The sequence below is a fragment of the Jannaschia rubra genome (assembly GCF_001403735.1).
GTDB lineage: Bacteria > Pseudomonadota > Alphaproteobacteria > Rhodobacterales > Rhodobacteraceae > Jannaschia > Jannaschia rubra.
This window is the reverse complement of sequence record NZ_CXPG01000021.1, coordinates 172,919-185,399: the sequence shown is the minus strand read 5'-3', so window position 1 is coordinate 185,399 and position 12,481 is coordinate 172,919. Positions and strand designations below refer to the sequence as shown.

General features: G+C 67.2%; 9 protein-coding genes and 1 tRNA gene. 6 read left to right on the top strand and 4 right to left on the bottom strand.

All coding sequences use genetic code 11. From position 1 onward, the window contains the following. Positions 1-44: 44 nt before the first annotated feature. The 3 genes from gyrA to JAN5088_RS14410 all read right to left on the bottom strand — a co-directional run bounded on the left by gyrA (position 45) and on the right by JAN5088_RS14410 (position 4,004). A complete protein-coding gene (gene gyrA / locus JAN5088_RS14420) occupies positions 45-2,813 on the bottom strand; it encodes a DNA gyrase subunit A (protein WP_055683522.1) in 2,769 nt (922 codons plus the stop codon). Positions 2,814-2,964: 151 nt separating this feature from the next. Next, the gene (locus JAN5088_RS18710; protein ID WP_055683521.1) at positions 2,965-3,429 is read right to left on the bottom strand and encodes a disulfide bond formation protein B; all 465 of its coding nucleotides are present in this window, start codon (positions 3,427-3,429) and stop codon (positions 2,965-2,967) included. Then, positions 3,426-4,004 (bottom strand): YqaA family protein, encoded by a 579-nt coding sequence (locus JAN5088_RS14410; RefSeq protein WP_055683520.1) that lies wholly within the window; start codon positions 4,002-4,004, stop codon positions 3,426-3,428. Before JAN5088_RS14410 ends, JAN5088_RS18710 begins: the two co-directional genes overlap by 4 nt. Before the next feature lie 64 nt (positions 4,005-4,068). On the opposite strand from JAN5088_RS14410, the gene ypfJ reads away from it, so the two are divergent. From ypfJ to JAN5088_RS14385, 5 genes are all read left to right on the top strand, one after another. Further along, on the top strand, positions 4,069-4,923 hold the full coding sequence (ypfJ, locus tag JAN5088_RS14405) for a KPN_02809 family neutral zinc metallopeptidase (RefSeq protein WP_055683519.1): 855 nt from the start codon (positions 4,069-4,071) through the stop codon (positions 4,921-4,923). A 59-nt stretch (positions 4,924-4,982) separates the two neighbouring features. Then, positions 4,983-5,067, top strand: a tRNA-Leu gene (locus JAN5088_RS14400). A gap of 710 nt (positions 5,068-5,777) precedes the next feature. After that, positions 5,778-8,237, top strand: a complete 2,460-nt coding sequence (locus JAN5088_RS14395) for a Hint domain-containing protein (RefSeq protein WP_055683518.1) — start codon at positions 5,778-5,780, stop codon at positions 8,235-8,237. 113 nt (positions 8,238-8,350) lie between these two features. Next, the gene (locus JAN5088_RS14390) at positions 8,351-8,782 is read left to right on the top strand and encodes a hypothetical protein (protein WP_055683517.1); all 432 of its coding nucleotides are present in this window, start codon (positions 8,351-8,353) and stop codon (positions 8,780-8,782) included. Between the two features lie 61 nt (positions 8,783-8,843). Continuing rightward, positions 8,844-9,932: an ABC transporter ATP-binding protein gene (locus JAN5088_RS14385; RefSeq protein ID WP_055683516.1), complete on the top strand. Its 1,089-nt coding sequence runs from the start codon at positions 8,844-8,846 to the stop codon at positions 9,930-9,932. 82 nt (positions 9,933-10,014) lie between these two features. On the opposite strand, the gene mepK is transcribed toward JAN5088_RS14385, so the two are convergent. Beyond that, a complete protein-coding gene (gene mepK, locus JAN5088_RS14380) occupies positions 10,015-10,590 on the bottom strand; it encodes a peptidoglycan L,D-endopeptidase MepK (protein ID WP_055683800.1) in 576 nt (191 codons plus the stop codon). A 338-nt stretch (positions 10,591-10,928) separates the two neighbouring features. Here mepK and JAN5088_RS14375 point away from each other — a divergent pair, with 338 nt between their 5' ends. Then, positions 10,929-12,443, top strand: a complete 1,515-nt coding sequence (locus JAN5088_RS14375; RefSeq protein WP_233489802.1) for a L,D-transpeptidase family protein — start codon at positions 10,929-10,931, stop codon at positions 12,441-12,443. The last annotated feature ends 38 nt before the right edge of the window (positions 12,444-12,481 follow it).

The following is a 12,481-nucleotide window of genomic DNA, read 5'->3' as shown; positions in this document are numbered from 1 at the left end:
TCAGCCCAAGAGTAAGTCGCCGCTGCAGGATTGCAAACCCGTCCTCAGTCCGGCGTCATGTCCGACGCGGTCGGCAGGTCGTCCACATCCTCGGACCGGTCCGCGACGCGGGCCACCGACACGACCTTCTCGCCCCCCCGGGTGTTGAACACCTTGACCCCGCCCGCGCTGCGCGAACGGAAGCTGATGCCCTCCACCGGGCAGCGGATCGACTGGCCGGTGCTGGTGGCCAGCATGATCTGGTCGTCCGGCTCCACCGGGAAGGCGGCGACGATGGGGCCGCCGCGCGCGACCCTGTCCTGCGCGCCGACGCCCATGCCGCCGCGACCCCGCACCGGGTAGTCGTGCGACGACGACAGCTTGCCCGCCCCGCCTTCGGTGATGGTCAGGATCAGGTCCTCATGCGCCGACATCTCGGCATAGCGCTCCGGGTCGATGGTGGCGTGGGCGTTCGCCTCCTCATCGTCGGGCAGTTCGGCGTCGTCTGCCAGCCCCGCCACCGCGCGCCGCATCTTGAGGTAAGCCGTCCGCTCGTCCGCCGTCGCGTCGAAGTGGCGGATGACGGCCATGGAGACCACCGCATCGTCCGCGCCCAGCCGGATGCCCCGCACGCCCGTGGACGCACGGCTGTTGAAGACGCGCACGTCGGTAGCCGGGAACCGGATCGCCCGACCCGAGCGCGTGACCAGCATGACGTCGTCGTCGTTCGACGCGATCCGCGCGTTGATGAGGGTCCAACCCTCGGTCTCGCCCTCGAACTTCATGGCGATCTTGCCGTTCCGCATCACGTTGGCGAAGTCCGACAGGCGGTTGCGCCGCACCGTGCCGTGGTCGGTGGCGAAGACGATCTGCAGGTCGCCCCAGTCCTCCTCATCGCGGTCCACGGGCAGGATGGCGGCGATGCCGGTGCCCGTCTGGATCGGCAGCAGGTTGACCAGTGCCTTGCCCCGCGCCGTGCGTCCCCCCTGCGGCAGCCGCCAGGTCTTGAGCTTGTAGACCATCCCGTCGGTCGTGAAGAACAGGAGCGGCGTATGCGTGTTGGCCACGAACAGGGTGGTGACGACGTCCTCCTCCTTGGTGGCCATGCCGGCGGTGCCCTTGCCGCCGCGCTTCTGCGCGCGGAACTCGGCCAGGGGCGTGCGCTTGGCATAGCCGGATTCGGTGATGGTCACGACCATCTCCTCGCGCTCGATCAGGTCCTCGTCGTCCATGTCGCCGGACCAGTCGGTGATCTCGGTCCGGCGGGGCACGGCGAACTGCTGGCGCACGTCGCGCAGCTCGTCCGAGATGATGCCCAGGATGCGCGCGCGCGACCCCAGGATCTCCAGGTATTCCTTGATCTTGCCCGCCAGCTCCTCGAGCTCGTCCGTCACTTCCTTGACGCCCAGTTGCGTCAGGCGTTGCAGGCGCAGCTCGAGGATGGCGCGGGCCTGCGTTTCCGACAGGTTGTAGGTGCCGTCGTCATTCATCGTATGCGACGGATCGTCGATCAGGCGGATGAAGGGCGCGATCTCCTCGGCGGGCCAGCGGCGGGTCATCAGCTTCTCGCGCGCCTCGGCGGCGTCGGCGCTGGCGCGGATGGTCCGGACCACCTCGTCCACGTTGCTGACCGCGACGGCCAGGCCGCAGAGGATGTGGCTGCGTTCGCGCGCCTTGCGAAGCTCGAACGCCGTGCGACGGGCGATCACCTCCTCGCGGAAGGACAGAAAGGCGGTCAGGAAGTCGCGCAGCGTCAGTTGCTCCGGCCGCCCGCCATTCAGCGCCAGCATGTTGCAGGCAAAACTGGTCTGCATCGGGGTAAAGCGGAACAACTGGTTCAGCACGACCTCGGCCGTCGCGTCGCGCTTCAGCTCGACCACCACCCGCACGCCGTGACGGTCGGATTCGTCCTGCACGTGGGCGATGCCCTCGATCCGCTTTTCCTTGGCGGCATCGGCGATCTTCTCGATCATCACCGCCTTGTTCACCTGATACGGGATCTCGTCCACGACGATTGCCCAACGATCCTTGCGGATCTCCTCCACCCGCGTCTTGGCGCGCATCAGGACGCTGCCGCGTCCTTCGAGATATGCCTTACGGATGCCGCTGCGGCCCAGGATCGTCGCGCCGGTGGGGAAGTCGGGGCCGGGGATGTATTCGATCAGCTCCTCGACCGACAGGTCCGGATTGTCGATCAGCGCAAGGCAGGCGTCCACCACTTCGCCCAGGTTGTGGGGCGGGATGTTCGTCGCCATGCCCACCGCGATGCCGCCCGCGCCGTTGACCAGCATGTTCGGGAACCGCGCAGGCAGGACCGTGGGCTCCAGATCCTTGCCGTCGTAGTTCGGCTGGAAATCGACCGTGTCCTTTTCGATGTCGGCCAGCAGGAAGGCGGCGGGCTTGTCCATCCGCACTTCGGTGTACCGCATGGCCGCGGCGTTGTCGCCGTCCATCGACCCGAAGTTGCCCTGCCCGTCGAGGAGCGGCAGCGACATCGAGAAATCCTGCGCCATCCGCACCAGCGCCTCGTAGATGGCCGAGTCGCCGTGCGGGTGGTATTTGCCCATGACATCGCCCACGGGCCGTGCGGACTTGCGATAGGATTTGTCGTAGGTGTTCCCCGTCTCGTGCATCGCATAGAGGATGCGGCGGTGCACCGGCTTCAGCCCGTCGCGCAGGTCGGGGATCGCGCGGCTGATGATGACCGACATGGCGTAGTCGAGGAACGAGGTCCGCATCTCGTCGGTGATGCTGATCTGCGGGCCGTCGTGGAACATGACCGTGCGGCCCGGCTCGTCTTCTTCGTTTTCAGGGGTTTGCGGATCGTCGTTCATGTGAATCTCCGCCCCTTCGCGGGGCTATATCTGGTTGTTCAAGGGTCTATCATCCCCCGCATCTGGGCTCAACGCCCTCGGGCGGATCGGGCGGGGATTAACCGTCTGGTCAGTTTAACTAACGGAAAATGAACGGAAAAGTTGACTGCCGTCAACTCCGCCGCGTGGCTGCATGGAACCACAGCACCGCCAGCGCCAGCGACAGCACCCCGTTCCAGCCCGCCATGGTCAGGCCGAACTGCCAGACGATGTCGTCGCACATCACGACCGTATCCGCGACGTCGGTCGACAGAAGATCCGCGCCCGATAGCCCGCCCAGCGTGCCGCCGCCGGAGCAGGTCGACGGGCCGGGCCACCATTTCTGCTCGACCCCCGCGTGGAAGAACCCGATCCCCGAGGTGACGAGCAGCGACACCCCCGCCAGCGCTGCCGCGAGCCGGGGCCGGACGCCTGCAAGGGCCACGACGCCCAGGACGATGCCGAACGCATGCGGCCATCGTTGCCACAGGCACATGGGGCAGGGCGCGAAGCCCCGCAGCTGGAACAGGTAGGCCCCCCCGAGCAGCGCGACGCTGCCCAGCGTGGCGAGGGCGATGAGACGGGAGCGGTGCGTCACAGGTACCTCAGCAGAAGGAAGCCGCCCAGAAGCGTCGCCACGAAGGCGATGGACAGAAAGCCAAGGCGCCGCTCGATGAAGTCGCGGATCGGGTCGCCGAAGCGTCGCAGCAACGCCGCCACGAAAAAGAACCGCAGGCCCCGAGCCACGATGCTCGACACCACGAAGACCGGCAGCGACAGGCCCGCGGCGCCCGAAAGGATGGTCATGACCTTGAACGGGAACGGCGTCAGCCCCGCGATCAGCACGGCCCAGGATCCCCATTCCGTAAAATAGGCCTGAAAGGCAGGGATGCGGTCGGCCTTGCCCAGAGCCTCCAGGATCGGCTCGCCCAGAGCGGCAAAGGCATAGGCGCCGATGGCATAGCCCAGAAGCGCGCCCGCTACGCTTGCCACCGTGCAGACCGTCGCGATCAGCCAGGCGCGGTGCGGGGTGGCGAGGATCATGGGGATCAGCATGACGTCGGGCGGGATGGGAAAGACCGAGCTTTCGACGAAGCTGACGGCTGCCAGCGCCCAGAGCGCGCGCGGATGGGCGGCCAGAGACAACGTCCAGTTATAGAGGCCGCGGATCATGGGCTTGCCGGTCCCACGGAACCGGCGCAGGGTCAAGCGCGATTGGACGGAATGGGGGGACGGGATGCGCTGGCAGGGACGACGCGGCAGCCGCAACATCGAGGACCGGCGCGGCAGGCGCGGGGGCGCGGGCATGGCCGGCGGGATCGGCGGCATGGGCATCATCGCCGTCCTGCTGATCGGCTGGTTCTTCGGCGTGGACGTGTCGCCCTTTCTGACCGGCGGCGGCGGCGGATACACCTCCGGCCCCTCCCGCCCGGTGACGGAGGCCGAGCAGCGCGAGGCGCAGTTCGTCTCGGTCGTGCTGGCCGATACGGAGGAGGTCTGGGCCGACCTGTTCCGAGAGCAGGTGGACGCCGAATATCGCCCGCCGGTGCTGGTCCTTTATTCCGGCGTGACCGGCAGTCCCTGTGGCGGCGCCTCGGGCGCGACGGGGCCGTTCTATTGCCCGGCGGACGGCAAGATATACCTCGACACGGCCTTCTTCACCACGATGGAGCAGCAGTTGGGCGCGCAGGGCGACTTTGCCGCCGCCTATGTCGTCGCGCATGAGGTCGCGCACCACGTGCAGGACGAGCTGGGCATCCTGGGCCAGGCCAACCGCATCCGCGCGCAGGCCACGCCGGAGCAGTCGAACGCCGTCTCGGTGCGCGTCGAATTGCAGGCCGATTGCCTGGCGGGGATCTGGGCGCGCGCCGCACAGGACCGCTTCGGCACCCTCGACCCCGGCGACGTCGACGAGGCCATCGACGCCGCCCGGCGCATTGGCGACGATACCCTGCAACGCAGCGCGGGGCGGGTGCCGATGCCGCACACCTTCACCCACGGCACGTCGCGCCAACGCGCCCGTTGGTTTGCCACCGGGTTCGAGGAAGGGCGGATCGCTGCCTGCGACACGTTTTCGGCCCCGAGTCTCTGATCGTTCCGGCGTTGACGCAGGCGCGGCGCGGAGCTAGGGCTTCGCCGCCCGACCTTCGGGCCCGTGTGGCGGAATCGGTAGACGCAGCGGATTCAAAATCCGCCGCCGCAAGGCTTGCCGGTTCGAGTCCGGCCACGGGTACCAGGGGGCAGCTCCGTCAGTTCGGAATGATGCCGCGCGATTCGGCGCCATCGCCGGTGCAGTGTCCTTTCCGGCGGCCTTCCCATAGGCGAGTCCGGTAACCAGTTTCCCGATGCGAGACTGAGCATTTTAGATGAAGTCCGGCTTTCCCTTCGCCTGGTTCCTTGAATGCAACAATCCGATTTGCCTTTCCGGCCGGGAAGATCGTCGAGGTGGGCGATGATCGACGCCGCATGCCGATATGAAAAGCGGATCGGATGGAAGTCCTGGTATTGGTAAACTTTCGGTTACGTTTCACTTTTGGAAACCTTTGTCCGGTATACCGGACCGCAATTGCGCGCGGGCCTTCCCGATCGCGTCAGCATCAGGGCAGGTCCGACCGGAATTCGCTATAATATACCTTGCAGTCAGGGGTCGATGGAGTAGTGGAGCCGAGAAACCCGTCCGGGAACGGATGACGTACCAAGGCCATGGATCGGCCGCACGATCGGGCATTGTCCGGCAAGGTTCCGCCGGGTCAACATTCCGAACGTGCATTCGCCCGCCGGATGACGTCACCTGCGGCGGATAGACCATAACAGGATAGAGCGGAGACACCGCGTGACGACGAATTGCAGTGACATGCGCCATTCGGGCGCCTATTCGGCGACAGCCTCGATCCTTCTTCCATTCACCGATGCCGATTTGCCGAGTGGCTTCAGGAGCAACCAGTCATGACGAACCGTACCTTGATCGACTTCAACAACCTCGGAACCGGCTCGATCGTGAAGGGTCAGTATTCCGCGCAGGGGGTCACCATTTCGAGCGGGTCGAGCCAGAACCCCCCCATGATCTTCGACACCGCGCGGCCCACCGGCGGCGACTGGGACCTGAAGACGTCGAACCTGGGCAAGGTCCTGATCCTGTCGGAGGACGGCGATTCGTGCGACCCCGACGACAGCGCGAAGGGCGGCATCCTGAAGTTCGCGTTCGACAAGCCGGCGACGGTCAACTCGCTGACCCTTCTCGACGTCGAGAAGGGCGCGACGATCAAGCTCTACGGCGAGGACGGAAAGCTGATCGACAACATCCGGGTCAAGACCTCGGACAACGGTCAGAAGACGGTGGATATCGACACCCAGGGCGTCGCGCGGATGGAGGTGCATCTGTCCGGGTCGGGCGCGGTCGACAACCTCAGCTTCATCCCCGCGTCGGTCCAGGGGGACGGCGTGGTCAACGGAACGTCGGGCGATGACCACATCGGCCTCGGCTATGTCGACGCGCAGGGCGACCGGATCGACGGGAACGACGCGAAGGGCGTCCTGGGCACGCGGGGCGACGATGACGTCGTCGCGGCGGGCGCGGGCAACGACAGGGTCTATGCCGGCAAGGGCAACGACATCGTCTTCGGCGAGGACGGGCACGACAGGCTGTTCGGGGCAGAGGGCGACGACAGCATTTCGGGTGGAAACGGCAACGACTGGATCGACGGCGGCTCCGGCAACGATTTCCTGCTGGGCGACGCGGGCTCCGACGTGATCCTTGGGGGCGACGGCGACGACCGGGCCGACGGCGGCAGCGGAAACGATTATCTGAACGGCGGATCGGGGGACGACACCCTGAGGGGCGGCGAAGGCCACGACAAGCTGATCGGTGGCGACGGCGACGACCTTCTGTCGGGCGGCACGGGGAGCGATCTCCTCCTCGGCGGCGACGGCGACGACACGCTGGAGGGGGGTGACGGTCGCGATTACCTCAGCGGCGGGGACGGGAAGGACGTGATCGACGGCGGCGCGGGGGCGGACTGGCTCTACGGTCGCGACGACAAGGATACCTTCCTCAACATCACCGCGGGCGACCTGATCGACGGCGGCGAGGGCGGCGAGGATTTCGATACGCTTGACCTGACGGGTGCGAACGCGGAGGTGGAGTTCGACGAGGACAATGCCGAGAACGGCACGGTCTTCTTCCTGAACGACGACGGCGAGCGCACCGGCGACATCGCGAAGTTCATCAACGTCGAGAACGTCATCGGCGCCGTGACCGACGACCGGGACGGCATCGTCGAGGGCACGCCGGGCGACGACCTGATCGATGCGGATTACGACGGCGATCCGAACGGCGATTTCGTCGACAACGATGACGCGCTGCTGCCGGGCGAGGAAGGCGACGACGACATCATCCTCGCGGGCGACGGCAACGACACCGTCCTGGCGGGCGAGGGCGACGACAAGGTGGACGCCGGCGCGGGCGACGATTCGGTCGAAGGCGGCAACGGCGACGACCTGATCGACGGCGGGGAGGGCGACGACGCCCTGCTGGGCGGCGCCGGCGACGATACCCTGCTGGGCGGCGCGGGCGAGGATACGCTGACGGGCGGTGACGGCACCGACCTGATCGACGGGGGCGACGGTGCCGACGTGATCCTGGGCGCGAACCCGGGCGACCGGATCGACGGCGGATCGGGCGGCGACGACAACGACGTTCTGGACCTGTCCGGATCGGACGTGTCCTTCATCGAATACACCTCCGACGACCGCGAAGACGGCATCATCCATTTCCGCGACACCGACGAGACCGCGACCTTCGAGGATATCGAGACGGTGATTCCCTGCTTCACGCCGGGCACCCTGATCGCCACGCCCCGGGGCGAGATCGCGGTCGAGACGCTGGCCGTGGGCGACCGGGTCATCACGCGCGACAACGGCATCCAGGCGATCCGCTGGGCCGGATCGCGCGACATGACCGCGGCGGAGCTGGAGGAGAACCCGGCCCTGCGGCCCGTGACGATCCGCCGGGGCGCGCTGGGTCGCGGCCTGCCGGAGCGGGACATGGTGGTGTCGCCGCAGCACCGCGTCCTGATCGCCAACGACGAGACCATGCTCTATTTCGACGAGCGCGAGGTGCTGGTGGCCGCCAAGCACCTGGTCGGCCGCCCCGGCATCGAGCGGGCGGAGGCGGCGGACGTCACCTATGTTCACGTGATGTTCGACAATCACGAGGTGATTCTGTCCGACGGTGCCTGGACCGAAAGCTTTCAGCCGGGCGACCACTCGCTGAAGGGTCTGGGGCAGGCCCAGCGAGAGGAGATATTCGCCATCTTCCCCGACCTGCGCGACGCGGCCGGTCGCCAGGCCTATACTGCCGCGCGCCGGATGCTGCGGCGGCAGGAAGCGGAATTGCTGGCCCGCTGATCCCGGGTTGGCCAGGTGAAAGACGGGGCGCGGACATCCAGCCGCGCCCCGTTACCGTTTGTGGCGGCGGGGTTTCGTGCTAAGCCGCGATCTGAACAACGCGCGGAGGGCACATGCGGCGCTTGCATTTCTACGTCATGGGTCTGATTTCGCTTGCTTACGGGGTGCTTGCTCTCGTCGAATACGTCCTGATCTCCTATCGCCTGCGGCTCGCGTGGCTCGACATGTACTCGCTGGAACAGCTCGACTGGCTGGCCTCGCTTCCGACCTGGGTTCAGGCGGTCTGGGGAGCGCATGTGGTGCTTGCGCTGGTGGGCGCGCTCTGCCTGCTCGCCCACGTGCGCGCATCGGTGTGGATGCTGGCCTTCGCCTTCATCACGCTCGTGGTGATCCTGGGCTGGGGGATATTCGCGGCGCAGCCGACGCTGATCGCCATTGCGGGGGGCGGGGGAACGGTCTGGCTTGCGATGGCGCTGGTCCTGCTGCTCAGCTTCCTTCTCTACCTCTATGCGCGGCAGGAGAAGCGGACCGGCGAGGTTCTCTGATCGCCTTTACCCTGTCCTGCGTGGCTGATAGGCCAACCCGACGATAACGCTCGGGTACTCGATGACGCCACGCCTGCAGACCGACGGATTGGTGCGACACCTTGGCGGACGGCCGGTCGTCGACGGCATCTCGCTGTCGGTACCGGCGGGGCAGGTGACCTGTCTTCTGGGACCGTCCGGCTGCGGCAAGTCCACGACGCTGCGGATCATTGCCGGCGTCGACCGGCAGGACGCGGGCAGCGTTTCGCTCAACGGGCGGGTGGTCTCGGACGATGCGCGCCACCTGCCGCCGGAGCGCCGGGGCGTCGGCCTCATGTTCCAGGATTTCGCCCTGTTTCCCCACCTCACCGTGGCGCAGAACATCGGCTTCGGCCTGCCGCGCGACGGGGTCTCGACGGCGCGGGTGGAGGAGTTGTTGAAGCGGGTCGATCTGGTCGGCTACGGCGCCAAGCATCCGCACGAGCTGTCGGGGGGCGAGCAGCAGCGCGTGGCCCTCGCCCGCGCCCTGGCGCCCCGGCCGGGCATCATGCTGATGGATGAGCCCTTTTCGGGCCTCGACAACCGGCTGCGCGACGAGATCCGTGACGCGACCCTGAGCGTGCTGAAGGAGGAGGGCACGGCCGTCCTTCTGGTGACGCATGAGCCCGACGAGGCGATGCGGATGGCGGACGAGATCGCGCTGATGCGGGCGGGCCGAATCGTTCAGAAGGCCGCGCCCTACAACATCTATAATGCGCCAGTCGATCGCGCGGCCGCGGCTTTCTTCAGTGACATCAACACCCTGACGGGGACGGTGCGCGGCGCGCTGACGCAGACGCCCTTCGGGCAGTTCCTTGCCCCCGGCCTGCCCGACGGGACCGAGGTGGATATCGTCTTTCGGCCGCAGCATGTGCGCATCGACTTCGACCGCGGGGGAAAGGGGCCGGCCCCGACACCCCTGGAGGGCACGCCCGCGCGCGGCACGGTTCAGCGGGCACGGTTCATGGGCAAGGAAAGCTTGGTCGAGTTCCTTATGGACGATGGCGTGTCGCTGGTGACGGCGACGGTGCCGGCCGTCTTCCTGCCGCATCCGGGAACGGTGATGTGGCTGTCGATCCGGCGGGAACGGTGCTTCGTGTTTCCGCGCAAATCCACGGAACTGGCGGCCTGAGACGAAAGGACGTCTTGACGCGCGAAAGGCCGCCCGGACAACGGGGCGGCCATCGCAGCATCGAAAGGCAGTCGAAAGAGCGTCAGCCGCCCCAACTGCGGACGTTGCCGCAATCGACATGGGTGAAGCCGGACCCGGAATAGCGACCCACGCCGCCGGCGGAGCAGGATGCCGCCGCACGCGCCACCTGGCTGACCGAGCGGGACGACAGCCGGATATCGGCGGCCTGACCCTGGAGGTGGAGCGAGTTGCGCGCCACGCCACCGCCACGCGACCGCAGCATCGCGTTGGTCGCGGGCGAGCGGTAGCCGGAGAGGAGCAGGAAGGGTTCCCGCGTCTCGACCAATCGGTGCGTCGCGGCTATGATGTCCACGGTCCGGTTGTCGATCTGCTTGAGTTCGTTGCGCCGCCAGTCCCGGAAGAAGAAATTGATCTCGTTCAGGGCGTCGCCGATGTACTGACCTTCGATCCAGTAGATCGTGTCCATCGATTCGCCGGTGCGCGCATTGTGCATCTTGATGCGGCGGACATCGCCGCCTCCGCGCAGAAAGCCCGCCGCGTTCGAATATGTGGGGGCGGCTGCCACGGCGGTCGCCGCGAATGCACCAAGAAGTCCCCGCCGCGTGAGCGACGTGCCTGCAGAGATGTGTTGAGTCACGAAGTTGTCCCGTTCACTGTCTTTGGACCGTCTTTGCGGCCTCAGGTGTCTCATCCCCATGTGACCTTTTCCGTTTGCCATAAGTTTGGCGATTTCTCGACTTCTGTTCCGCGGGTCGTCCACATGGGCAGAATTTCGCCGGTTTCCGTAGCGGAATGAAATCGACGTCCTCCTGTTGCCGTCCTGCCTACGAGCCATTTCTTTGCAAATTGTTAATGGACAGTCGCTAACCGTCGGTTACCGTCGCGCCGGACGATTTTTCACGAGGTTTCCGCCAGATGTTTCCGCGCCTGTCATCCCTTGCCCTTGCGGCGCTGATGTCCTGGGGGGCGCCGGCGATGTCGGCCCCACTGGTCACGCCGTTGCAGCAGGCGGTCGCGCAGGCCGCGTCGGCGGATGAGGATATCGCCGCCTTCTATCGCGCGCGCGCCTTCGCGCCGATCTGGATGGGCGAAGGGGCTGCCGACCGTCGCGCGGCGTTTCTGGGTGCGCTCGACCGGGCGCGGGAGCACGGCTTGCCGGCCGGGCGTTACGACGCGGCCACGATTCGCGCGGAGTTCGCCGCGGTCCGCGACCCTGCCGGCCTGGGCGCGCTGGAGGTGGCGATGACGCGGCGGTTCCTGAGCTTCGCGCAGGATATCGGCTTCGGCGTCCTGAACCCGCGGGACGTCGACCGCACCATCGTGCTGGAGGTGCCGCGGCCCGAGCGGCTGGCGCAGATCACCGCCTTTGCAGAGGGCGATCCCTTCGACGCGGTCCAGGCGCTGGCGCCGTCGTCGCCTGCCTATACGCGCCTGCTGCGCGAGAAGCTGCGGTTGGAAGAGTTGGCGGCCGCGGGCGGCTGGGGCGCGCCCGTGTCGTCGCCCGCACTCAAGCCGGGGGCGGAAGGAGCCGGGGTCGTCGAGCTTCGCAACCGGTTGATCCGCATGGGATACCTGCGCCGGTCGGTGGCCGCGACCTATGACGCCGACCTCGAATCGGCGGTCCGCGCGTTCCAGATCGACCACGGCCTGTCGCCGGATGGCGAGGCCGGGCCGGCGACGCTCGCCGCGATCAACGTCCCGGTCGAGGACCGGCTGGCGCAGGTCGTCGTCGGGCTGGAGCGGCAGCGCTGGATGAACAAGCCGCTGGAGCCGCGGCATGTCCTGGTGAACCTGGCCGAACAGCACGCCTATGTCGTAGACGACGGAAAGGTGACATTCGACACGGTGGTGGTCGTGGGGGCCGACACGCCCGACCGACGCACGCCCGAATTCAGCCACATGATGACCCACATGGTCATCAATCCGACGTGGAACGTGCCCCGGTCGATCGCGGTCAAGGAATACCTGCCCGCGCTGCGGCGGGGCGGCGCGCGGCATCTCCAGGTTCATTCGCGCAGCGGCCGGGTGAACCACGACGCGATCGACTTCAGCCGCTATACCGCGTCGACCTTTCCGTTCAGCCTGAAGCAGGCACCCGGCCCGCAGAACGCGCTCGGCCGGGTGAAGTTCATGTTCCCGAACCGCTGGAACATCTACCTTCACGACACGCCCTCGCGCAGCCTGTTCGAGAGGGATGTGCGCGCCTTCAGCCACGGATGCGTCCGCGTCGAACGCCCGCTCGACCTGGCCTATCATCTGCTCACGCCCCAGACCGCGACGCCGGAGGCGGATTTCACGCGCATCCTGAACACGGGGCAGGAGCGGCGGGTGAACCTCGACACGCCCGTGGGGGTGCATCTCGTCTATTGGTCGGCCTGGGTGACGCCCACGGGGCGGGCGAACTATCGTGGCGATCCCTACGGACGGGACGCCCGGGTCATCGACGCACTGCGCGCCGCCGGGGTGGAACTGGCCGCGACGCGCAGCTAGATCGGCATCGGGGCGCAGGACCGACGCCCGGAGGCCCG